The following is a 21,244-nucleotide window of genomic DNA, read 5'->3' on the forward strand; positions in this document are numbered from 1 at the left end:
GCATTGCGAAGAAACGCAGCTTGTTCATGATGGCGTATGGCGAAATCCAGCTTTGGCCGGATCGTCGAGACCGTCATGCACGAGAGCATCGCCGTAGGCCTGCGACGCCTCGTCAATGTATTCGACGAACAGCCGCCGCGGATCCGCAACATCGTCATGGCGCTGAGTGAGCCAAGTCGTGGTCAAGGACGACAGGCACCCATCGCGGAGCAAGTGCGATAGTCGGAATGGATGCAGCGTTCAATGGCTGCTTTGGGTGCTTCCTGACGCCCGCAACTCCACCGCCACCTTCACCCGGCATTCGTTACCTCCTAGTTTGGCGCGGCGGCTGCGGTTTCGCCCGGCGGCAAAATCCGGAACATAAAGGTTGAAACCTTCTCCCCTGGCTTGAAAGGACCAGGTACTTGATGGCTTACCGGTTTCAGGCTTTGAAGGAATGCCGCAATCGATGTCACGTCTTCTTCGGTGAGCTTCGCGAATGCATGCCACGGCATGATTGGCGCCAGGGCGCGACCATCGGGCCGTTGCCCGGTCTGAATCGCAGTCACGATTTGCTCGCTGGTCCAGTTGCCGATGCCGGTCTCCTTATCAGGCGTAATGTTGGGGCTGACGAAAACACCTTCCCCCGGGATTTCAAAACCGACATCCGAGCCGCCCAGAAATCGCGAGCTGTCCGGTTTTCCAAAGAAGTATCCCGGTGTGTGGCAGTCGTTGCAGCCGCTGATCGTGACGAGATATTCGCCGCGCGCAATCTGCGTATCGTCGGCAGCCGCTGCCATGGACGGCTGCAGACTCAATGCAGAGGCGGCTAAAAACGCGAACCGAGCGCTCAATCGAAACACCTTACCCTCCCTGACTTATCTCTTGAAACGACTGAATAACACGACGAACCTGCTCTATATATTAGCCATTTGGAATTATCGATTACGCGGAAGAGGTCCGCTATTTCAGGCAGCGGCCATCTAGGAGGATCTTCCGGAATGCGAAAGGTCACAGATGATGTTCAGCATTGCAAGCTGACGGGGATCGGCGCGCTTGCCGACATCGGCGTCGGCGGCATGGCGATGGGCATTGCGTTCGCAGACGCAATCCGGCGGATAGGGCGATTATTCTTGGACGGTAGTGCCATAAGACGAAGGACTACCTCGTCGCCACTAGCGTTTACTAGTCAACAAGAGACCTAGGATACTCCGGGGCGGGCGGCGCGCAAACCTCATCGAGCCTCCCCACGATGGCACCCGGCGAACTCATGCCGGAGCTGACGAGGGCGATTGCCTGCGCTAGCGCAGCCTGGCCGTGTTCGCTTTTGACATCAACATGATTTCTCTCTGACCAACGGCCGACTACGGACGTTATCAGTTCAATCTCATCATCGGTAAAGGAAATTAATTCGAAAAGAGACATAACAGCTCTCCTATTTCAGGCAAGAGCAGATCGTCTCTCAAGCGGCCCGGGGCACCCGGTTGAAATTGTCGGACCGATAACTAAAAATACGCTTAAACGCCCCATAAGGCAAACGAAGCCATCTTCTTGTTCGTCCAGCGCCGGCCGCATGGGATTCTTCGAAGGTCAACCGCACTGCCGAACGGGTAAGTTGCCGTAACGGCCGGCGCTCCTTGCCTTCACATTCGCTCCCTCATTAAAAAGAGCTCCGCCGCAGCGGGTCTAGGCCGTGTACTCACAAACGATAGCTAGCCGATGTCGGCTTTCGGCATAACCGCCGAGTGTTTGACCAATCCTCCGCATGTGTCGGCAGCGCGGGACATTGCTGCCGTTGCATTCGCGACGCTTAGTTCTTAGCCAACATGGGCAAGATCAGACCCCACTGTGTTTTCTGAGGTGGTCCAAACAGCTCGAAACCCAGCTTCTTATAGACGGCTATCGCCCGTGCATTGTCTGGATGCGGATCAGTCGCGATCACAGGTGCCCCCTCATCAAAGAGAGCCTGCATTCTCATGCTGATAAATGCTGATCCATGCCCAACACCGACCATTTCGGGGTCTCCGATGTATTGGTCAATTCCCCGCGAGCCTTTGGGAAGAAAGGCAAAATGGTGATCTTCCCACCCGTGAACTGTGTAGTCCTGCATGAACGCAAATGGGCGCTCGGCGTTTGAAACAATCCAGCGCGCTGCCCGAGGATCAGCCAAGTCCGCTTCATCGTATGGCTCATCTGAATCCCACCATTCACGGACATGCGGGTTCGATTGCCATCCCATGAGCATATCGAGATCATCCAGCGTCACCTTGCGAAAACTGTACCGATTGGTTGTCATCATTCGAACAGTTTAGCAGATCGCCCGCCGGTAGGTATGGGCCCAGCGCTGTCATCCGCCTTGCGTAATCCTTGGGGAGCCGATGTTTGTTCAAAATTGTCGTTGGGATGATGCATGTATATGGCACGATCCCGGCCACGTCCTGGCGCGTCATGTTCTTCGGTCGTGCTTCCCGCCAACACTCGACGCCAAAGGCAAGAAGAACCGGAAGGGCTTGAAGCCGTGGCTGAATGCGCGTGCCGGGCATTGCCGCCACAGACGACAATCGCCAATCGCCCACGATGCCGCCGAGGCTTTGCATTGGCCACCTGCTGGCGCGGCACAAAACGCCATGCACGGCAGTACGAAGCAGCGTTCATGGCTCCCACGGCAGCGGCACGAGAGGAGCGCGGCATGAGGGAGCGCTTGAACTCACTTCATCGTCGGCGGAAACTCTTTTGGAGGCGGAGTTGGATTCGGAATTTCTTCGGGCGGCAAATCCGGAATGGGCTCTTCGATGGGCGGTTCGGGAACATCGGGCGGCCGATCAGGAACCGGCCCCGGCTTTGGGCCTGGCGTCGGCTCAGGCGGCATGGTCGTCATGGCGGCTCCCTTCTATGGTCCCAAACCAAACCATTCCAGTGTTGATTTGTTCCTGCGACCCTCAGTGAACAACCGTGATCACCGGAATGCCAGCTTCCTCGGCCGCTCGAATCAGTGCAGATCTCGCCTCAGCCGGCGACGTCGTGCCGTGCAACGCCTCCAAACACGTCTTAACGGCCACGAGGTATTCCTCGCCATCGTCGAGGGGCCACGACGCGAACAGGGCTTCTGCAGCGTCTCCCAGCGACCTCACCAACTTGTATTTTTCAGAGCCATTCATCACCAGCATCAGCGGCGCGAACGATCCGAATTTGTGCCAGTTCATTACACTTGAACTCCTAGCGGCAAACACATTAGTAACTGTGCAAGAGTCGTGCCGTTCAGGGTGGCAGCATTAACGTCTACCGTGACCGCCAGATTCATAGCTGTGTTAGCGCCCAAGATGGACACGTTATAGGGCCGGACAAGGAGAAGGGTCGGGTTTGGCAAGCCATGCTGCGCAGTTGCTGAAGGACGGTCCACCTGAGCTTGCCGGACAGGAGCTGGATGCTCTCCGATATCAGATCACCGATTTGTTGGACGATCATTCGGGGTGAACGCAGCGGAGCTGAAATCCGCGCGATTGCGTCCCAGCCTCATCAGCCTCTTGCCGACCTGATGCTTCTTGGACGCGGCACATGGTCCGGGAAAGGAAAATGGATTCCCCGCCTTCTGAAGCAGCTCGACAACGAGTTGTTTGATACGTTCGACGTAGGTTTCAAATGCGCCGCTGAAGGGCGGGCTGCAGAGTTTTGCCGTTTGACCGAAGCGGAGCTGGCTCGCAAAAGTGGCCGGTATTTCGATGGAGATCGCCGCGAGACGCGCCTTGATGCCCGCAAGACAAGTGCCGTGCCTGGACGGTCCCGCTGACTTGCGATTAGCTGGGCTTCGATGCAGGATTTGGGATGGTGAAAATCTCCTTTGATGTTGACGGTGTTCTGATCGATGGCTGGCATTCAGATCCGTCGCTTCGCAAGCCCTGGGATGCGACGATCGAGGCCGATCTCGACGTTGACCGGGCAGCATTCGGCAACCTCTTCTTTGGAAAAGCGGGCGACCGTTCGATCTCGCTTATGGCTGAATGCATCATCGGCAAACGCGATCTCGAGGAGGCGCTTGCCGAGATTCTCCCTCAGGTTGGATATCACGGCGATGCGAAGGACTTCATGAGATATTGGTTCGAAAAGGATTCGAATCTCAACAGGGAGGTTTTTGATCTGGTCGAGAGCATAAGGAGCGGCAGTGATGTCGAGCTCTACGTCGCCACCGGCCAGGAGCATCACCGGGCGCGATTTCTCTGGAACGAACTCGGCTTCTCGAAGCTGTTCGACCGTATGTTTTACAGTGCGGAAATTCGATACCCGAAGAAGGACATCCGCTTTTTCGAGGCGATCAATTCCCGATTGAGCATCGGCTCCGGCGAGCGCCCGATATTTTTCGACGACCAGCCCGAAATCGTCGCGGTGGCGAGGCAGGCTGGCTGGGACGCAAATCCGTTCGTTTCCGCGTCAGACATTCGCCAGCTCCCGCGGCTGCGCCATCTTTTGGCATCCGGGTGATCGCCGGTGGATATTGCCCGCGTTTCCGCCCTGGAATGCGCGCAAACTCTGTACGCTTCGCAGGGCGGTTAGGCGCGAGGTGAAGCCGTCAGTGGCTTCCGGCTTTTTTGCTGGCGAGCAGCATCACATAATCTTCGGCCGCATCCGCAAGCGCGAGCGCCACCTCGGCAGGCGTCCAGCCATGCTGCTGCAAGCGCTTGATCATTTCGAACATCGCGGCTTCGACTTCCGTCCGGCAGTTCAAAGGATGCTCCGGTCTGCCATTTGCATGCTGAGAACCGTGAATTTCAATCATTTTCTCTGCCCCCGTGTTTTGGAACCTGTTATTTCAGGCGCCATTTAGGCAAAGAGCATCGCATAACTTCACGCTGAAGCAAATGGATGCCTAATCAAGAGTTAAAGCAGACCGTTGCATGACGTCATTTGACGACATTTCAGCAAGCCGCGCATTGGCGAATTGGTGGGCAGGAATGCCACGATGCCCCGTCGCGGTGCTTCTAGCGGTCATCACCCCAGTCGAAAAACGGCCGATAGACGCGCCTTGCAATCATCAGGCTGCGGTCGGGACGGATGATGTAGGTCTCCTCCACCTCGCGTCCCCTGTTGTCGTAAAATGTGTGTGGGAATGCGGAACCGATCGGTGATTTCGTCAGCTTCGTGCGGGGCTGGCCGCTATAGGTGATGCTGCCGGGGATGGGCTCCAAGCCAGGACCGGAAATGTCGCCAACGGCCGTACATCCTGCGATCAATGCCCCCACGATAAGAATTGCGGCAAACTTGGCTTTCATCGGGGTGCTCCATGACGTGGGTCGGCAATGCTATCCTAGATAGGTATGCCCCTCCGCTTTTCCATGGCTGAACGGATGCCGATCCTTCAGTGTGCGTTGCCGTTCAGGCGGGTGATCTTGCAACCGTGGTTGTGAGCGATGAGGATGCTCGCTGGCGATAAAATAAACGCCGCCGGAGGGCCTCTCCGGCGGCTTTTCTCAAGGCAGTTCTTTCGCTTAATGCAGGATCTGGCTGAGGAAGAGTTTGGTGCGCTCGTGCTGCGGGTTGTCGAAGAATTCGGCGGGCGAATTCTGTTCGACGATCTGGCCCTGGTCCATGAAGATGACGCGGTTTGCGACCTGACGGGCAAAGCCCATTTCGTGGGTGACGCAGAGCATCGTCATGCCTTCTTCCGCAAGGCCCACCATCGTATCCAGCACTTCCTTGATCATTTCCGGATCGAGCGCCGAGGTGGGCTCGTCGAATAGCATGATCTTCGGGTTCATGCAGAGCGAGCGAGCAATCGCCACGCGCTGCTGCTGGCCGCCGGAAAGTTGGCCGGGATACTTGTTCGCCTGTTCCGGGATCTTGACGCGCTTCAGGAAGTGCATGGCGACCTCGTCGGCCTGCTTTTTCGGCATCTTGCGCACCCAGATCGGCGCCAGCGTGCAGTTTTCGAGGATCGTCAGATGCGGAAATAGATTGAAGTGCTGGAACACCATGCCGACTTCGCGGCGCACTTCGTCGATCTTCTTCAGGTCGTTCGTGAGCTCCGTGCCGTCAACGAGAATGTGGCCTTTCTGGTGCTCTTCCAGACGGTTGATGCAACGGATCATCGTCGACTTTCCCGACCCCGACGGGCCGGCGATGACGATGCGCTCACCACGCATGACCTTGAGGTTGATGTCGCGCAGCACGTGAAAATCACCGTACCACTTGTTCATGTTGATGATTTCGACCGCCACGTCCGTTGCGGAAACGGTCATTTTCTTGGGTTCAGCCATGTTTATTCCCTCATTCTTATCGTTTGTGGCCGGTGTCGAGGTAGCGTTCCATGAACACGGAATAGCGCGACATGCCGAAGCAGAAAATCCAGAAGATGAAGCCTGCGAAGACGAGGCCTGTCAGCGGCGTGACCGAGCTTGCCCAGTTGGAATCGGTAAAGTTCAGGCGCACGATGCCGAGCAGGTCGAACATGCTGATGATCGAAACGAGCGACGTATCCTTGAACATGCCGATGAACGTATTGACGATCCCCGGGATGACCAGCTTGATCGCCTGCGGCAGAACGATGAGCCGCATCTTCTGCCAGTAGCCAAGACCGAGTGAATCGGCTCCCTCATACTGGCCCTTCGGGATCGCCTGCAGGCCACCGCGAATGACTTCCGCCATATAGGCGGAGGCGAAGATCGAGACACCGATCACCGCGCGCATCAGCTTGTCGACATTCCAGCCGGTCGGCAGGAAGAGCGGCAGCATGACGCTTGCCATGAAAAGGACTGTGATCAGCGGTATGCCGCGGATCACTTCGATGAAAGTGACGCAGACCATCTTCACGACGGGCATTGTCGATCGCCGACCAAGCGCGAGCACGATGCCGAACGGCAGCGAGACGGCCATGCCGACGAAGGACACGACCAGCGTCACGAGCAGGCCGCCCCAGAGCGGCGAGTCGACGACTTCAAGGCCGAAGCCGCCGTACAGCAGGAAGAACGAGACGATCGGCAGCACGGCGAAGAGCAGGATCGCGTTCAGACCTTTGCGCGGTACCGACGGGATCAACAGGGGGATCAGCAGCACTGCAAAGAGGATGAAGACAATCGTCGGACGCCAGCGCTCGTCGAGCGGATAGCGGCCGAAAATGAACTGATCCAATTTCGCATTGACGAAGGCCCAGCAGGCGCCGCTCCAACCATCGGGCTGAATGCCGCCTTGAACGGCGGTTGCACAGAAGGTGCGGTCGCTGCCCGTCCACACGGCCTGGATGAACAGCCAGTCGATCAACTGAGGCACGACCCAGGCGAGGGCGGCGATCGCAAGCACCGTCAGCAGGATGTCCTTGGGCGTTGCGAGCAGGTTGCGCCTGACCCAGGCGACAGCGCCGCGTTCGCCGGGCGGCGGCGGTTCAGCCGTGAGGATCGCCGTTCTGACAAAGGGGGTGTTGGCAACGGACATCTTATCTCTCCACCAGTGCCATCTTGGCGTTGAACCAGTTCATGAACAGCGACGTGAGGATACTGAGGCTGAGATAGACGACGATCCAGATCAGCACGATTTCGATGGACTGTCCGGTCTGGTTGAGGGTCGTTCCCCCGACCGCGACAAGGTCCGCAAAGCCGATCGCAATGGCCAGCGACGAGTTCTTCGTCAGGTTCAGATACTGGCTCGTCAGCGGCGGAATGATGATGCGGAAGGCCTGGGGCACCACCACAAGGCGGGTGATGGCGGAAGGATGGAGCCCAAGGGCGCCTGCCGCCTCCGACTGTCCTTTGGCTACGCCGCGAATGCCGGCGCGGACGATCTCGGCAATGAAGGCTGCCGTATAGAACGAAAGTGCCAGGAAGAGCGACATGAATTCCGGGCCGACGACCGAGCCTCCAGTCAGGTTGAACTTGCCGGCGACCGGAAGGTCGAAGGACATCGGCAGGCCGGTCACCAGGAAGGCAAGGATCGGAAGGCCGGCGATGAGTGCGATCGAGACCATGATCGTGTGGAACGGCTGGCCTGTCGCGGCCTGGCGCTTATGCGCCCAGCGCGCGGTTATAATGGCGGCGATGATGCCGACGACAAAGGCGATCAGAACCGCCCACATCCCCGCTTCGAAGATCGGCTTCGGGAAGGCCAGACCGCGATTGTTCAGGAACATGTTCAAAGGCAAGTGATACGATTCTCTGACCGCGGGCAGAATGGCAAGAACGCCGGAATACCAGAAGAAGATGACAAGCAGCGGCGGGATGTTGCGGAACACTTCGACATAGACCGTGCAAAGCTTGGCAATCAGCCAGTTGTGCGACAGGCGCCCGATGCCGACGATGAAGCCGATGATCGTCGCGGTGATGATACCGGTAACCGCGACCAGGAGGGTATTCAGGAAGCCGACGACGAGCGCGCGTCCGTAGGTCGAGTCGCTGGAGTAGGAAATCAGCGACTGACCGACCTCGAAGCCGGCGCGTCCTCTGAGGAAGGCGAAACCAGAGGCCGTATTGCTGCGTGCGAGGTTCTCGATCGTGTTGTCCACAATCCACCAGGCCACTCCAGCGATCGCGAGGACGGTGAGAACCTGATAAAAGATACCCCGGTATTTGGGATCATACATTGCGGACCGGAAGGTCCAGCCGGTTTTAGGCAACGGTGTCGTGCCCAGAGCCTCTTGCGTCATGCCGAGCCAATTCCCCTATGTGCCCGTTTTGGGCTTTTTTCTTGGACGTGGGAAAGGCGGTTTCCCGCCTTTCCGGTATTTCATTCCAGGCCGGCGATCAGCGGACCGGGGGCGCGTACTGGATGCCGCCCTTGCTCCACAGAGCGTTCAGGCCGCGTTCGATCTTGAGCGGGCTGCCCTGACCGACGTTGCGCTCGAAGACTTCGCCGTAATTGCCGACGCCTTTAATCACATTATACGCCCAATCGTTGGTGAGTCCGAGGTCGGTGCCGATCTTGGTGTCGGTTTCGGAACCGAGGAAGCGCTTGATATCCGGGTTCGGCGAGTTCTTCATCTCGTCGACATTGGCCTGGGTAATGCCGAAGTCTTCAGCATTGACCAGAGCAAAGGCAGTCCAAGAGACGACATCGAACCACTGGTCGTCACCCTGGCGAACGGCCGGGCCGAGCGGTTCCTTGGAGATGATCTCCGGAAGGATCATGTGCTCGTCGGGGTTCTTCAGCGTCAGACGCAGAGAATAAAGGCCGGACTGGTCGGTCGTATAAACGTCGCAACGGCCGGAGTCGTATGCGGCGTTGACTTCCTCGAGCTTTTCGAAAACGACCGGGTTATACTGAAGGTTGTTGGCCTTGAAGTAGTCGGCGAGGTTGAGTTCGGTGGTCGTGCCGGCCTGAACGCAGACGGCAGCGCCGGAAAGCTCGAGAGCCGACTTAACGTTCAAGCCCTTGCGAACCATGAAGCCTTGACCGTCGTAATAAGTGACCGCGCGGAAGTTGAAGCCGAGAGCAGTATCGCGGTTGATCGTCCAGGTCGTGTTACGCGACAAGACGTCGACTTCGCCGGACTGCAGGGCCGGGAAGCGGTCCTTCGCGGAAAGAGGCGTATACTTGACCTTGGTCGGATCGCCGAACACGGCTGAAGCAACCGCCTTGCAGAAATCGACGTCGAAGCCGGCCCAGTTGCCGGACGCGTCAGGCTGAGCAAAGCCGACGAGGCCGCTGTTGACGCCGCACTGGACGAAACCCTTTGCCTTCACGTCTGCGAGAGTGGCTGCCGCGGCAGACGAGGCGCCAAGGGCGAAAACTGCTGCGCCGACGGCGGCGGACAGGAGCTTAATCTTCATTTTTCCCAACCTTTATCTGTTGTCTTATGTTTTTGTGGAGGGGACGGCTGAAGCAAACCATTCGCCCCCCAATTCTCGACACCCTCCCGGCGCGAGCGGTTCTATCACAGTCGCAAATATCACCACGGTCAAGTGTCGCGGTTCACAATTGCGGCAGAAATTGGCATTTTGGTAAAATGCGCCGCCCTGATAGGCATTTGAGCAGGAAATGGGCACCCCTTTGCGGAAAATTGTCGCGTAATCCACTGATATATCTGATAAAGTAACGAACTGGGGAATTTGTGTAGTCTTAGCCCGGGGTTGACCGTTTTGCGGGGCGGGTCCAGAAGTGCAGCTTTGCATCATTCCGCCAAAGGCCATTCCAGATTATGAACGACAGAGACAATCTACTGCAGAACGCGGGCATCAATACGCGCCTGACGCATATCGGCAACGATCCTTCGGACTACTTCGGTTTCGTCAATCCACCGGTCGTCCATGCCTCCACGGTGCTCTTCCCCAATGCCAGGACGATGGAGACGCGGTCGCAGAAATATACTTACGGCACCCGCGGGACGCCGACGACGGATGCGCTCTGCGATGCGATTAATGCACTTGAGGGGTCTGCCGGAACGATTTTGGTTCCTACGGGCCTTGCCGCCGTTACAGTGCCGTTGCTCGCATTTCTCTCGTCCGGCGATCATGTTCTCATCGTCGATTCGGTCTATACGCCGACGCGGCATTTCTGCGACACGATGCTGACGCGTCTCGGCGTCGACGTCGAATATTACGACCCGGCGATCGGCGCCGGCATCGAGCAGCTTTTCAAGCCGAACACGAAGCTGGTGCACACCGAGGCGCCAGGGTCGAATACGTTCGAAATGCAGGACATTCCGGCAATTGCCGCAATCGCCCACAAGCATGGTGCGGTCGTTGCAATGGACAATACATGGGCGACGCCGGTCTATTTCCGGCCGCTCGACTTCGGTGTCGATATTTCGATTCATGCCGCGACGAAGTATCCCTCCGGCCACTCCGACATCCTGATGGGCACGGTTTCGGCCAATGCCAGGCATTGGGAGCAGTTGAAGGAAGCCAATATCACGCTCGGCATTTGCGGCGCTCCGGACGACGCCTACCAAATCCTGCGCGGCCTGCGCACCATGGGTGTAAGGCTTGAGCGGCACTATGAAAGCGCGCTGACGATCGCCAAATGGCTTGAGGGCAGGGAGGAGGTCGCGAGCGTCCTGCATCCGGCGCTGCCGAGCTTCCCGTCGCATGAACTCTGGAAGCGTGATTTCAAGGGCGCGAGCGGTATCTTCTCCTTCGTGCTCGCAGCCGAAGCTCCGGAGAAATTCAAGGCCAAGGCGCATGCCTTCCTAGACGCACTCCAGGTCTTCGGCCTGGGTTATTCCTGGGGCGGCTTCGAGAGCCTTGCAGTCCACGTCAATCTCAATGATCGCCGTATCCGCAAGGCGCCGCAGGAAGGGCCTGTCATCCGGCTTCAGATCGGTCTTGAAGACGTTGTAGACATCAAGGCCGATATCGAACGTGGTTTTGCAGCCGCCAATGCCGTCTGATCAGTCGGTCGGACGGTAGCCGTAGACCCAGTCGAGATCCGCCGCGAGGCTTTGCGGCGCCTTCAGCAAAAGAACGATATCGCGGCCGATGCGCACCGGACCGCGGGCATGATAAGCGAAGCGGTTGAAGGCGCCGCGCTTGCGAATTTTTGCGACGCGCGGCGCGCGCTGTTGTTCGAAGCGTAGCAGAGCTTCCTTTACGGGATGGGCTGCAAGCAGCGCCGCGAGCTCGTAGGCATCTTCGATTGCCATCGCCGCGCCTTGGGCCGCAAAAGGCGTCATGGCGTGAGCCGCGTCGCCGATAAGGACGGTGTCACTTCCGTTTTGCCAGTTGCCCTCCGTCGCCTCGTAGAGCGGCCAGAAGGTCATGCGGGCCTCACCGAACAGCGATTTGATATCGGCACTCCATCCGGAAAAGCGTATTGAGAGCTGCTTCAATTGCTGCTCCGTCGGATCGTTGCGCCAGTCCTGCGGCGCAGCATTGCCGGCCGTGATGGCGACGAGATTGAGGCTGCCGGCCTCCTTCAGCGGATAGCAGACGAGATGGGCCGACGGCCCGAGGAATGCCGAGACATTGACGCGGTCGAGGAACGACGGCGCGGAATTGCCGGCGATCGTGAAGCGATAGGCTATGTCGCCGGAAAAGTGCGACGAGGGACTGCCCTTGATCGACTGCCGCAGCTTCGACCAGACGCCGTCGGCACCGATGATTACATCCGGCCGGCGGGTGGTTTGAGGAAGCGCGCCCGGGGCGATCCTATGGCCGAGATGGATCGTGCAACGAGGGTTTGCTTCGACTGCCATCAGCAGCGCCCCCTGCAGCGTCGCGCGGTGCAGGACGCCGTAGGGAGCGCCCCAGCGGATGCGAGCGAAGTCGCCTGCGGGAACGGCCGCAAGCGGGCGGAGCGTATCCCCGGAGAAAAGGCGAATGAACTGCGGCTCGAGCCAGACTTTTTCGATGTCCTGCAGGACGCCGAGTTTTGCGAGGATGCGCGAGGCATTCGGCGAGATTTGCAGGCCGGCGCCGACCGCTGCAAGCGCGGCAGCCTGCTCGAAAATATCCGAACTGATGCCGCGCTCAGCCAGGGCCAGAGCCGCGGTCAGGCCCGCAGTTCCGGCGCCGATGATGGCGGCGTGCTCGACCGGCATCTGATGTCCGATCTTGAGTGAATTTACGCTGCCTTGACGTGGAAGACGCAACCGGCGGGCTTCGTCTGGCTCGGCTTTAGCGCGCCGTTGAAGCGATAAAGCGTCGAACAGTAGGAGCAGACCTTTTCGTTGTCGTCGCCCATGTCGATGAAGATGTGCGGATGATCGAAGGGCACGGATGCGCCGGTGCACATGAACTCTTTCACGCCGACTTCAATCACGCGGTGTCCGCCGTCGTTCTGGAAGTGGGGAATGTTGTGGCCGGCCATGTCTGTCTCCGAATGCTTTGGAATGTGCGCGGACATTATAATCCTTCGCCTCAAATGTGTAGAGCCAAAGCGCCGCGCGGCAAATGGTTTTTTGGCGCGGCCGAGGGTTCACCTCCGCTGCTCGATAAAATATGGTCCGGCCAAAAAGGACGGCACTATGAATCTGAATACGCCCGCATTTTCCAGTTTCTCCCACGGCGGCCTGAAACTCGTCTTTTTCGACGAAGGGGACCCCAACGGTCCACCGGTGCTGCTCATTCATGGTTTTGCTTCGACCGCCAACGTCAACTGGGTGCATCCCGGCTGGGTGAAGACGCTGGGCGATGCAGGCTATCGGGTGATCGCGATGGACAATCGTGGCCACGGGGCAAGCGACAAACCCCACGATGCCGAAGCCTACCGGCCGTGGATCATGGCGGAAGATGCCGTGGCGCTACTCGACCACCTAGGCATTCCGCAAGCCAATGTCATGGGCTACTCGATGGGCGCGCGGATTTCGGTTTTCACGGCGCTTGCCCATCCGCATCGCGTGCATTCGCTGGTGCTAGGCGGCCTTGGCATCGGGATGACGGATGGCGTTGGCGATTGGGATCCGATTGCCGACGCGCTGCTCGCGCCCTCGCTGGACGACGTCACGCATGCCCGCGGGCGCATGTTCCGCGCCTTCGCCGAGCAGACCAGGAGCGACCGGCAGGCGCTCGCTTCCTGCATCCGGGGATCGCGCGATCTCGTGGCGCGGGCCGACATGGGCAGGATCGGTGCGCCGACTTTGATCGGCGTTGGAACAAAGGACGATATTGCAGGTTCGGCAGAGGAATTGGCGGGCTTGATGCCGCATGCCGAGGCGCTGGACATTCCGGGCCGCGACCATATGTTGGCGGTTGGAGACAAGGTATTCAAGAAGGCGGTCCTAGAGTTCTATGAGAGAGTCGCCAGGCGGTGACGATCCGTCTCAGAGTGCTGCGATTACCAAAAAATCATCCTAAAAAAGCACAGGACCGGCACCCATTTATGTTCTGGGCATTATGCCCTATATAATGTTGTTCCGACGGAAACGAGGAGACCTGGAATGGTCGCGAAGACTGACGTTCGTTTTGAGGCACCAAACCCGCTGAAGGTCATGGATCCGATCTGGGACAGCCTGCGCGAAGAAGCGCGTGTTGCTGCCGAGAAGGACCCGGTGCTGGCGGCTTTCCTTTATTCGACGGTGATCAACCATCGCTCGCTGGAAGAATGCGTCATTCATCGTATCTGCGAACGCCTCGACCATCCCGACATGCAGGCGACGCTGCTTCGCCAGGTCTTCGACGGAATGCTGGAAGACTGGCCGGAATGGAGCGATATCCTGCGCGTCGATATTCAGGCCGTCTACGACCGCGACCCGGCATGCCTGCGCTTCATGGAGGCGGTGCTGTATTTCAAGGGATTCCATGCGCTGCAGACGCATCGCCTGGCCCACTGGCTGCTCAATCACGGGCGCCGGGATCTGGCGCTCTATCTGCAGAGCCGGTCGTCCAGCGTCTTCCAGACGGACATCAATCCGGCAGCGCGCATCGGCCGGGGAATCTTCCTCGATCACGCGACTGGACTCGTCGTCGGCGAAACGGCGGTGATCGGCGACAACGTCTCGATCCTGCATGGCGTCACGCTTGGCGGCACGGGCAAGGAGGGTGCTGACCGTCATCCGAAGATCGGCAGCGGCGTGCTTATCGGTGCGGGCGCGAAGATTCTCGGCAATATCCAGATCGGCTATTGCTCGCGCGTGGCGGCCGGCTCGGTCGTTCTAAAGGCCGTCCCGCCGAAGACGACGGTTGCTGGCGTGCCGGCGAAGGTGGTCGGGGAGGCCGGGTGTTCGGAACCGTCGCGCATCATGGACCAGGTGATCGGCGCCGATATCTGATCCGATTATATTTGTCGGAACGGAAAAGCTGGCGAAATCCTGAGGGAAAGCCGGGGCAGATATGCCGCGGCAACCTTTACAGCTCCGCTTTTCCTGTGCAAGAAGCGGCCAACGAAGACCGCTAGGAGACCAAGTGTGAAGCCTGAAGAACTCAAGAAGCTCGACGCCTATTTCAAGAAGACGCTCAATCCGCAGATCGTCGTCAAGGCGCGCCCGCGCAAGGATGATTCCGCGGAAGTTTATCTCGGCGAAGAATTCCTGGGTGTCGTCTATGTCGACGACGAAGACGGCGATCGTTCCTACAACTTTTCGATGGCGATCCTCGACGTCGATCTCTGATCCTAGGGGCGGGCCGTATCATTGCGGCTTGCCTTGCCGGACGGCATCGGCCCGTCGGCAGCCTGCTCGGCAACAATTTAGTCATCCGCGCTGGATGAGTTCGTCCTCCGCCCCATTTTAGTTTTTGCGAATGCAACCGAACTAAATTGGAGGATGAGACGTGGGTATTTTCGATAAGATCAAGAACGCGATTTTCGGCGGCGAAGCGCAGGCAGCACCGGTGACCGAGGCGGCGTCCGCGCCGAAAATGGAACCCGCGCAGAGGCCGGCCGCGCCATCGGCAGCACCGTCGGCAACCCCAACGACCTCGCCCGCGACCGCGACCGTCGATATCGTTCCGATTCTCGATGCTGCCGTCAAAAAGAGCGGGCAGAAGCTGGATTGGCGGCACTCGATCGTCGACCTGATGAAAGCGGTCGGTATGGATGCGAGCCTTTCGGAGCGCAAGGAACTTGCCGCGGAGCTCGGATATTCGGGAGACACAGGCGATTCCGCCAAAATGAACATGTTTCTTCACAAGGCGCTCATGAAGAAGCTGTCCGAAAATGGCGGCAAGGTTCCCGCAGATCTTATGGATTGAGACAGCCTTGCCGACCTCGAGATTGTGGGCTTCGCGAGATTTTTTATGAAGCCTCAGGTTGTGGACGGCTGATATATGTTTTGAAAATCAATCGGCGACGTACGTTGATCTTTTTTCGGGGCGCTTTAGAGCAGCGTCATGCAATCCAAGGTAGTTGTGCAGCGCACAATATCGCTTGACTATTTGTGCAACGCAGCTACCTTTTGCACCAGCCACTACCACAAAAGGAGGAGACGAACATGTTCAACTTCGACGACACGAGCCGGAAGAGCAAGGAAGCTATGGACACGATGCTGAAGAGCTATTCCGACACGGCCAAGGGCGTCCAGGCGATCGCCACCGAAGCTGCCGAATATTCCAAGAAATCCTTCCAGGACGCCGTCAATCATTTCGAGACGCTCTCGGGCGCCCGAAGCTTCGAAACGGTTTTCGAATTGCAGACCGGCTTCATCAAGTCTTCCTACGAGAATTTTATCGCCGAGGCGACGAAGATGGGGGAAATGTACGCCGATCTCGCCAAGGGCGCCTATAAGCCTTACGAACCGCCGGTATCGGCTCCGTCCGCGAAGTCGCCCAAGGCTCCTCAGGTGACGCCCGCAGCTGCGTAAATGCGATGGTGCGAACAGCGCACCCCTTGAAAAACGAAGACCGGCAACGCATCTGCGGCCGGTCTTTTTTGTTTCCAGAAGCCCTTCAAGAATTCGAATCGGACTTTTTTAGTCTTTGCGTCGAGTCCTGCGGAATTGTGATTGCAGTCGCAAACAAGGGGCTTAAAATCGCTCTATTATGAACTAAGTTAGTGTTTCAGATATCCGGCGGGTAAAGCAGCCTCCCATGCACCACCGGATAGACCGAGGAATGAATGACAATGATCGCAAAGCCGATCCGGATGCAGAACGACAGCGAAAGGAACGGGGACAACGGAAATCGCGGAACCTCGGTCATCACACGCACAAAGCCGAAGACCAAGAAGCCCAATCTCTACCGCGTGCTCATCCTGAATGACGACTACACTCCGATGGAATTCGTCATCCACATTCTGGAGCGTTTTTTTCAGAAGGATCGTGAAAGTGCCACCCGCATCATGCTTCATGTCCATAACCACGGCGTCGGCGAATGCGGGATATTTACATACGAGGTAGCGGAGACGAAGGTAAGCCAGGTGATGGACTTCGCCCGTCAGCACCAGCATCCGCTGCAGTGCGTCATGGAAAAGAAGTGAGGATCTCAACGTGCCAACATTTTCGCCTAGTCTTGAGAAGGCGCTCCATCAGGCACTGACCTTTGCCAACGAGCGGCATCACGAATATGCGACGCTCGAGCATCTGCTGCTCGCCTTGATCGACGATGCCGATGCGGCAGCTGTCATGGGTGCATGCAATGTCGACCTCGACGCGCTGCGCAAGACGCTGATCGAATACGTCGACAACGAACTTTCCAATCTGGTCACCGGATATGACGAGGACTCCAAGCCGACCTCCGGCTTCCAGCGCGTCATCCAGCGTGCCGTGATCCATGTGCAATCGTCCGGCCGTGAAGAAGTGACGGGGGCGAATGTCCTTGTGGCGATCTTTGCCGAGCGCGAAAGCCACGCGGCCTATTTCCTGCAGGAGCAGGAAATGACCCGATACGACGCGGTCAACTACATCTCGCACGGAATCGGCAAGCGCCCCGGCTCTTCGGAAGTGCGCACGCCGCGCGGCGCCGACGAGGAAGCGGAAAGCAAGCCTACTGCATCGCGCGGCGGTGAGGATGAAGGCGGCGCCAAGAAGCAGCAGGATGCTCTGAAGGCCTATTGCGTCAATCTCAACGAGAAGGCCAAGAGCGGCAAGATCGATCCGTTGATCGGCCGTAACTCGGAAGTCAGCCGTACAATCCAGGTGCTGTGCCGCCGCTCCAAGAACAACCCGCTTTATGTGGGCGATCCGGGTGTGGGCAAGACGGCGATTGCTGAGGGCCTTGCCAAGCGCATCGTCGAAGGCAAGGTGCCCGAAGCGCTCGCCGACGCCACCATCTTCTCGCTCGACATGGGCACGCTGCTTGCCGGCACGCGTTACCGCGGCGATTTTGAAGAGCGCCTGAAGCAGGTCGTCAAGGAACTCGAAGAATATCCGGGGGCCGTGCTCTTCATCGACGAAATCCATACCGTCATTGGTGCGGGCGCCACCTCTGGCGGCGCGATGGATGCATCGAACCTTCTGAAGCCGGCGCTTTCGTCCGGCGCGATCCGCTGCATCGGTTCGACGACCTACAAGGAATACCGCCAGTTCTTCGAGAAGGACCGGGCTTTGGTTCGCCGTTTCCAGAAGATCGATGTCAACGAGCCGTCGATCGATGATGCGATCGAAATCATGAAGGGCCTGAAGCCGTATTTCGAAGAGTACCACCACCTGCGCTACTCGAACGACGCCATCAAGTCGGCGGTCGAGCTGTCGGCCCGCTATATCTCCGACCGCAAGCTGCCTGACAAGGCCATTGACGTCATCGATGAAACGGGTGCCGCTCAGATGCTGCTGCCGCCATCCAGGCGCCGCAAGCTGATTACCGAAAAGGAGATCGAGGCTACGGTCGCGACGATGGCCCGCATTCCGCCAAAGAGCGTTTCGAAGGACGACGAAGCCGTTCTCGCCAACCTGGAGCAGGAACTGCGCTCGGTGGTCTACGGCCAGGATACGGCAATCGAAGCCCTTTCGACCTCGATCAAGCTCGCGCGTGCCGGGCTCCGCGAGCCGAACAAGCCGATCGGCGCCTACGTCTTCTCCGGGCCGACCGGCGTCGGCAAGACGGAAGTGGCCAAGCAGCTCGCGTCGTCGCTCGGCGTCGAGATGCTGCGCTTCGACATGTCGGAATATATGGAACGGCACACGGTTTCTCGCCTACTCGGCGCACCTCCCGGCTATGTTGGCTTCGACCAGGGTGGGCTTTTGACCGACGGCGTCGACCAGCATCCGCATTGCGTGGTCCTTCTCGACGAGATCGAGAAGGCGCATCCGGATATCTACAATATCCTGCTGCAGGTCATGGACCACGGCGCGCTGACCGACCATAACGGCAAGAAGATCGACTTCCGCAACGTCATCTTGATCATGACGACCAATGCGGGCGCGTCGGAAATGGCCAAGGCCGCAATCGGCTTCGGTTCGTCCAAGCGGACCGGCGAGGATGAGGAGGCGCTGACCCGCCTGTTCACGCCGGAATTCCGCAACCGTCTCGACGCGATCATTCCCTTCGCGTCACTGCCGACGGCCGTCATCCACAAGGTCGTGCAGAAGTTTATCATGCAGCTGGAGGCTCAGCTTTCTGAACGCAACGTCACTTTCGACCTGCAGGAGGAGGCGATCGACTGGCTCGCAGAAAAGGGTTACGACGAGAAGATGGGAGCCCGCCCGCTTGCCCGCGTCATTCAGGATGCGATCAAGAAGCCGCTGGCGAACGAAATCCTCTTCGGCAAGCTGAAGAAGGGCGGCGTCGTGAACGTCACCGTCGGCCCGAAGGAAGACGGCAAGCCCGGTATCATCCTCGAAGCGATCCCCGAATCCGCGCCGATCAAGCCGAAGCCGGAAGCCGAAACCGTTCATCCGGAAACCGACGACGAGGATGACGGCGAGCTGACGACGAAGGCAAAAGCCAAGAAGACAGCAGTTAAGAAGGCGAAGGCTGAGGTCAGGGACGCACCGAAGAAGGCGAGCGCAGTGCCGAAGGTGCCGCGGAGGAAATAGTCCCTCGCCGTGACGTGAATGAAGAAGGCCGCAGCGATGCGGCCTTTGATTTTTCTAGTTTTTCGGGGGGCGCAAGGCCGCTCCAACTGAACGTGTCAACATCTTTGAGCTTTGGCGCGATCGGCAGTGTCTGGACGCCTTGCCGCAGGTCGCGAACCCTCCGAAAAGCGATAGGTGGGAAACCTACGTGGACCTCCCTCGAAGTTCGCAACGGTCAAGGCTGGGCTCGCCGCAATCATTCGACAGGCTCTGCAAAACTAATAGGTCCTGAAACTAGTTCCCAAGCTCACCCTTTATCTTTTCGGCATTCGCAGCAAGCACGCCGCCATCCTCCATCTTGCCGGAATGCGGCTTGAGAGCAACGCCCTCGTGGCGCGGGATGACGTGGAAGTGCAAGTGGAAGACGCTCTGGCCGGCGGCCGGTTCGTTGAATTGGCAAATAAGGACACCGTCGGCATCGAAGGCCTCCTTCACGGCCTTCGCGATCTTCTGGACGACGGGAATCGTCTGCGCGAGGACCGTGGGGTCGGCATCGAAAATATTGCGCGACGGCGCCTTCGGTACGACCAGGACATGGCCGGGGGCCTGCGGCATGACGTCCATGAAGGCCACCGTATGATCGTCCTCGTAGATGCGGTGCGACGGGATCTCGCCGCGCAGGATCTTGGCGAAGATATTGCTGTCGTCGTAAGCGGCGCTGGTCATCTCGAAATCTCCTCGTTCTCCGGTGATCGGGTAGCGCGGCAAAGGCGCGAGCGTCAATCCTCCTGCCGCCGCTCGCCCTTGCGGAACGGACTGTGCTCGGCGAGGATCTCGTTCATGTGCTCGACGTCCTCGCGTTCGCGTTTCAGATAGTCGGCAATCGCGCGCCGCAGGCCGGCATGGGCGACGTAGTGCGCCGAATGTGTTGTCACCGGCAGGTAACCGCGCGCGAGCTTATGCTCGCCCTGCGCGCCCGCCTCGACGCGCTTCAGGCCCTTGGCGAGCGCGAAGTCGATCGCCTGATGATAACAGACCTCGAAATGCAGGAAGGGATGGTCTTCGACGCAGCCCCAGTGGCGGCCGTAGAGCGTATCGCCGCCGATAAAGTTGATGGCGCCCGCGATATAGCGGCCGTTGCGCTTGGCCATCACCAGCAGGACATCTTCGGGCATACGCTCGCCGATCAGCGAATAGAACTTGCGGGTCAGGTATGGCCGCCCCCATTTGCGGCCGCCGGTATCCATGTAGAAAGCGAAGAACTGGTCCCAGATGCGCTCGGTGAGGTCGCTGCCGGTCAGCCAGTCGATGCTGATGCTGTTTTGGAGCGCCGTGCGGCGCTCCTTGCGCAGCGCCTTGCGCTTGCGCGAGGCCAGCGTTTCGAGGAATTCCTCGTGATTGGCATAGCCCTCGTTGATGAAATGGAACTGCTGGTCGGTCCGGTGCAGATAGCCGTCGGTCTCGAAGACGCCGATCTCGTCTTCAGGCACGAACGTGACGTGCGCCGATGAGACGCCGAGGCGACGGACGACTTCCTTCAGGCCCTCGGCAATGGCGTTCTGGATCGGCCGCCGTTCAAGGCCCTCGGCAACGAGCAAGCGCGGACCGGTCGCCGGCGTGAACGGGATCGAACATTGCAGCTTCGGATAATAGCGCCCGCCGGCGCGCTCGAAAGCATCTGCCCAGCCGTGGTCGAAGACATATTCGCCCTGGCTGTGATTCTTCAGATAACCGGGCAGAGCGCCGATCAGCTCGCCCCTGTCCGTCTCAAGCAGCAGATGATGGCCGAGCCAGCCAGTTTGCGTGGTGGCAGAGCCTGAATCTTCGAGCGCGGAGAGGAAGGCGTGCGACAGGAAGGGGTTATAGGCGAGCGCCTTGCCTTCTTTGGACGTTCCGGAAAGCCGGGACCAGCTCTCCGGGGAAATCGCGGTGAAGGACCGTTCGACGCGGATCGATAGTTCGTCTGTCATGGAGCAAATGCGAGGCCCTTGGGAGGAGGATATTGGCTCCCCTTCAGTCTGCGCA

25 protein-coding genes are annotated in these 21,244 nt (G+C 58.8%); 10 read left to right on the top strand and 15 right to left on the bottom strand.

What is annotated here, in order from left to right:
- Window positions 1-24: 24 nt before the first annotated feature.
- Both RGR602_RS37015 and RGR602_RS08760 read right to left on the bottom strand, forming a co-directional pair.
- Window positions 25-186 (bottom strand): hypothetical protein, encoded by a 162-nt coding sequence (locus RGR602_RS37015; RefSeq protein ID WP_170251052.1) that lies wholly within the window; start codon window positions 184-186, stop codon window positions 25-27.
- A 125-nt stretch (window positions 187-311) separates the two neighbouring features.
- Window positions 312-842 carry a c-type cytochrome gene (locus tag RGR602_RS08760; protein ID WP_039844775.1) on the bottom strand — a complete coding sequence of 177 codons (531 nt, stop codon included), beginning with the start codon at window positions 840-842 and terminating at the stop codon, window positions 312-314.
- A gap of 138 nt (window positions 843-980) precedes the next feature.
- Here RGR602_RS08760 and RGR602_RS08765 point away from each other — a divergent pair, with 138 nt between their 5' ends.
- The gene (locus tag RGR602_RS08765) at window positions 981-1,184 is read left to right on the top strand and encodes a DUF1515 family protein (RefSeq protein WP_039844776.1); all 204 of its coding nucleotides are present in this window, start codon (window positions 981-983) and stop codon (window positions 1,182-1,184) included.
- On the opposite strand, the gene RGR602_RS08770 is transcribed toward RGR602_RS08765, so the two are convergent.
- The 3 genes from RGR602_RS08770 to RGR602_RS08780 form a co-directional block, all read right to left on the bottom strand.
- Window positions 1,165-1,404, bottom strand: a complete 240-nt coding sequence (locus RGR602_RS08770) for a hypothetical protein (RefSeq protein ID WP_039844777.1) — start codon at window positions 1,402-1,404, stop codon at window positions 1,165-1,167. The genes RGR602_RS08765 and RGR602_RS08770 overlap by 20 nt on opposite strands.
- 385 nt (window positions 1,405-1,789) lie before the next feature.
- Window positions 1,790-2,278 carry a GNAT family N-acetyltransferase gene (locus RGR602_RS08775; protein WP_039844778.1) on the bottom strand — a complete coding sequence of 163 codons (489 nt, stop codon included), beginning with the start codon at window positions 2,276-2,278 and terminating at the stop codon, window positions 1,790-1,792.
- A gap of 640 nt (window positions 2,279-2,918) precedes the next feature.
- Complete coding sequence (locus RGR602_RS08780; RefSeq protein WP_039844779.1) at window positions 2,919-3,182, bottom strand: DUF982 domain-containing protein; 264 nt, start codon at window positions 3,180-3,182, stop codon at window positions 2,919-2,921.
- A gap of 619 nt (window positions 3,183-3,801) precedes the next feature.
- Here RGR602_RS08780 and RGR602_RS08790 point away from each other — a divergent pair.
- Entirely contained in the window at window positions 3,802-4,455 is a 654-nt protein-coding gene (locus tag RGR602_RS08790; protein ID WP_210263604.1) for an HAD family hydrolase, read from the top strand.
- Between the two features lie 88 nt (window positions 4,456-4,543).
- Here RGR602_RS08790 and RGR602_RS08795 read toward each other — a convergent pair whose 3' ends face one another.
- The 6 genes from RGR602_RS08795 to RGR602_RS08820 all read right to left on the bottom strand — a co-directional run bounded on the left by RGR602_RS08795 (window position 4,544) and on the right by RGR602_RS08820 (window position 9,725).
- Complete coding sequence (locus RGR602_RS08795) at window positions 4,544-4,699, bottom strand: hypothetical protein (RefSeq protein WP_223844036.1); 156 nt, start codon at window positions 4,697-4,699, stop codon at window positions 4,544-4,546.
- Window positions 4,700-4,952: 253 nt separating this feature from the next.
- A complete protein-coding gene (locus RGR602_RS08800) occupies window positions 4,953-5,243 on the bottom strand; it encodes a hypothetical protein (protein ID WP_022715462.1) in 291 nt (96 codons plus the stop codon).
- A 216-nt stretch (window positions 5,244-5,459) separates the two neighbouring features.
- Window positions 5,460-6,227: an amino acid ABC transporter ATP-binding protein gene (locus tag RGR602_RS08805; protein ID WP_039844780.1), complete on the bottom strand. Its 768-nt coding sequence runs from the start codon at window positions 6,225-6,227 to the stop codon at window positions 5,460-5,462.
- Between the two features lie 16 nt (window positions 6,228-6,243).
- The gene (locus tag RGR602_RS08810) at window positions 6,244-7,398 is read right to left on the bottom strand and encodes an amino acid ABC transporter permease (protein WP_039844781.1); all 1,155 of its coding nucleotides are present in this window, start codon (window positions 7,396-7,398) and stop codon (window positions 6,244-6,246) included.
- Between the two features lies 1 nt (window position 7,399).
- Complete coding sequence (locus tag RGR602_RS08815) at window positions 7,400-8,602, bottom strand: amino acid ABC transporter permease (RefSeq protein WP_039844782.1); 1,203 nt, start codon at window positions 8,600-8,602, stop codon at window positions 7,400-7,402.
- Window positions 8,603-8,699: 97 nt separating this feature from the next.
- The gene (locus RGR602_RS08820) at window positions 8,700-9,725 is read right to left on the bottom strand and encodes an amino acid ABC transporter substrate-binding protein (protein ID WP_039844783.1); all 1,026 of its coding nucleotides are present in this window, start codon (window positions 9,723-9,725) and stop codon (window positions 8,700-8,702) included.
- Window positions 9,726-10,093: 368 nt separating this feature from the next.
- Here RGR602_RS08820 and RGR602_RS08825 point away from each other — a divergent pair, with 368 nt between their 5' ends.
- Entirely contained in the window at window positions 10,094-11,284 is a 1,191-nt protein-coding gene (locus RGR602_RS08825; RefSeq protein WP_039844784.1) for a cystathionine beta-lyase, read from the top strand.
- Here RGR602_RS08825 and RGR602_RS08830 read toward each other — a convergent pair whose 3' ends face one another.
- Both RGR602_RS08830 and RGR602_RS08835 read right to left on the bottom strand, forming a co-directional pair.
- Window positions 11,285-12,433, bottom strand: a complete 1,149-nt coding sequence (locus RGR602_RS08830; RefSeq protein WP_039844785.1) for an FAD-dependent monooxygenase — start codon at window positions 12,431-12,433, stop codon at window positions 11,285-11,287.
- A 23-nt stretch (window positions 12,434-12,456) separates the two neighbouring features.
- A complete protein-coding gene (locus tag RGR602_RS08835; RefSeq protein WP_039846741.1) occupies window positions 12,457-12,702 on the bottom strand; it encodes a zinc-finger domain-containing protein in 246 nt (81 codons plus the stop codon).
- Window positions 12,703-12,859: 157 nt separating this feature from the next.
- On the opposite strand from RGR602_RS08835, the gene RGR602_RS08840 reads away from it, so the two are divergent.
- The 7 genes from RGR602_RS08840 (at window position 12,860) to clpA (ending at window position 19,240) form a co-directional block, all read left to right on the top strand.
- Window positions 12,860-13,645, top strand: coding sequence for an alpha/beta fold hydrolase (locus RGR602_RS08840; RefSeq protein ID WP_039844786.1), 786 nt, complete (start codon window positions 12,860-12,862; stop codon window positions 13,643-13,645).
- Window positions 13,646-13,771: 126 nt separating this feature from the next.
- Entirely contained in the window at window positions 13,772-14,602 is an 831-nt protein-coding gene (cysE, locus tag RGR602_RS08845) for a serine O-acetyltransferase (protein ID WP_039844787.1), read from the top strand.
- 135 nt (window positions 14,603-14,737) lie between these two features.
- Window positions 14,738-14,941, top strand: coding sequence for a DUF3126 family protein (locus tag RGR602_RS08850; protein ID WP_022715471.1), 204 nt, complete (start codon window positions 14,738-14,740; stop codon window positions 14,939-14,941).
- Between the two features lie 160 nt (window positions 14,942-15,101).
- Complete coding sequence (locus RGR602_RS08855; protein WP_039844788.1) at window positions 15,102-15,521, top strand: DUF3597 domain-containing protein; 420 nt, start codon at window positions 15,102-15,104, stop codon at window positions 15,519-15,521.
- Window positions 15,522-15,760: 239 nt separating this feature from the next.
- Window positions 15,761-16,129, top strand: coding sequence for a phasin family protein (locus tag RGR602_RS08860; RefSeq protein ID WP_039844789.1), 369 nt, complete (start codon window positions 15,761-15,763; stop codon window positions 16,127-16,129).
- A gap of 260 nt (window positions 16,130-16,389) precedes the next feature.
- A complete protein-coding gene (gene clpS, locus RGR602_RS08865) occupies window positions 16,390-16,743 on the top strand; it encodes an ATP-dependent Clp protease adapter ClpS (protein ID WP_027509391.1) in 354 nt (117 codons plus the stop codon).
- A gap of 10 nt (window positions 16,744-16,753) precedes the next feature.
- The gene (gene clpA, locus RGR602_RS08870) at window positions 16,754-19,240 is read left to right on the top strand and encodes an ATP-dependent Clp protease ATP-binding subunit ClpA (protein ID WP_039844790.1); all 2,487 of its coding nucleotides are present in this window, start codon (window positions 16,754-16,756) and stop codon (window positions 19,238-19,240) included.
- 273 nt (window positions 19,241-19,513) lie between these two features.
- On the opposite strand, the gene RGR602_RS08875 is transcribed toward clpA, so the two are convergent.
- Window positions 19,514-19,945, bottom strand: a complete 432-nt coding sequence (locus RGR602_RS08875) for an HIT family protein (protein ID WP_039846742.1) — start codon at window positions 19,943-19,945, stop codon at window positions 19,514-19,516.
- A gap of 53 nt (window positions 19,946-19,998) precedes the next feature.
- A complete protein-coding gene (locus RGR602_RS08880; RefSeq protein WP_039844791.1) occupies window positions 19,999-21,189 on the bottom strand; it encodes a GNAT family N-acetyltransferase in 1,191 nt (396 codons plus the stop codon).
- Window positions 21,190-21,244: the final 55 nt, after the last annotated feature.

Origin of the sequence: Rhizobium gallicum bv. gallicum R602sp (genome assembly GCF_000816845.1) — a bacterium.
GTDB classification, from domain to species: domain Bacteria; phylum Pseudomonadota; class Alphaproteobacteria; order Rhizobiales; family Rhizobiaceae; genus Rhizobium; species Rhizobium gallicum.

Coding starts and splice junctions, on each gene's coding strand:
- RGR602_RS08765 (WP_039844776.1), top strand. CDS start 981: ATGCGAAAGGTCACAGATGATGTTCAGCATTGCAAGCTGACGGGGATC.
- RGR602_RS08770 (WP_039844777.1), bottom strand. CDS start 1,404: ATGTCTCTTTTCGAATTAATTTCCTTTACCGATGATGAGATTGAACTG.
- RGR602_RS08775 (WP_039844778.1), bottom strand. CDS start 2,278: ATGATGACAACCAATCGGTACAGTTTTCGCAAGGTGACGCTGGATGAT.
- RGR602_RS08780 (WP_039844779.1), bottom strand. CDS start 3,182: ATGAACTGGCACAAATTCGGATCGTTCGCGCCGCTGATGCTGGTGATG.
- RGR602_RS08790 (WP_210263604.1), top strand. CDS start 3,802: ATGGTGAAAATCTCCTTTGATGTTGACGGTGTTCTGATCGATGGCTGG.
- RGR602_RS08800 (WP_022715462.1), bottom strand. CDS start 5,243: ATGAAAGCCAAGTTTGCCGCAATTCTTATCGTGGGGGCATTGATCGCA.
- RGR602_RS08805 (WP_039844780.1), bottom strand. CDS start 6,227: ATGGCTGAACCCAAGAAAATGACCGTTTCCGCAACGGACGTGGCGGTC.
- RGR602_RS08810 (WP_039844781.1), bottom strand. CDS start 7,398: ATGTCCGTTGCCAACACCCCCTTTGTCAGAACGGCGATCCTCACGGCT.
- RGR602_RS08815 (WP_039844782.1), bottom strand. CDS start 8,602: ATGACGCAAGAGGCTCTGGGCACGACACCGTTGCCTAAAACCGGCTGG.
- RGR602_RS08820 (WP_039844783.1), bottom strand. CDS start 9,725: ATGAAGATTAAGCTCCTGTCCGCCGCCGTCGGCGCAGCAGTTTTCGCC.
- RGR602_RS08825 (WP_039844784.1), top strand. CDS start 10,094: ATGAACGACAGAGACAATCTACTGCAGAACGCGGGCATCAATACGCGC.
- RGR602_RS08830 (WP_039844785.1), bottom strand. CDS start 12,433: ATGCCGGTCGAGCACGCCGCCATCATCGGCGCCGGAACTGCGGGCCTG.
- RGR602_RS08835 (WP_039846741.1), bottom strand. CDS start 12,702: ATGGCCGGCCACAACATTCCCCACTTCCAGAACGACGGCGGACACCGC.
- RGR602_RS08840 (WP_039844786.1), top strand. CDS start 12,860: ATGAATCTGAATACGCCCGCATTTTCCAGTTTCTCCCACGGCGGCCTG.
- cysE (WP_039844787.1), top strand. CDS start 13,772: ATGGTCGCGAAGACTGACGTTCGTTTTGAGGCACCAAACCCGCTGAAG.
- RGR602_RS08860 (WP_039844789.1), top strand. CDS start 15,761: ATGTTCAACTTCGACGACACGAGCCGGAAGAGCAAGGAAGCTATGGAC.
- clpS (WP_027509391.1), top strand. CDS start 16,390: ATGATCGCAAAGCCGATCCGGATGCAGAACGACAGCGAAAGGAACGGG.
- RGR602_RS08875 (WP_039846742.1), bottom strand. CDS start 19,945: ATGACCAGCGCCGCTTACGACGACAGCAATATCTTCGCCAAGATCCTG.
- RGR602_RS08880 (WP_039844791.1), bottom strand. CDS start 21,189: ATGACAGACGAACTATCGATCCGCGTCGAACGGTCCTTCACCGCGATT.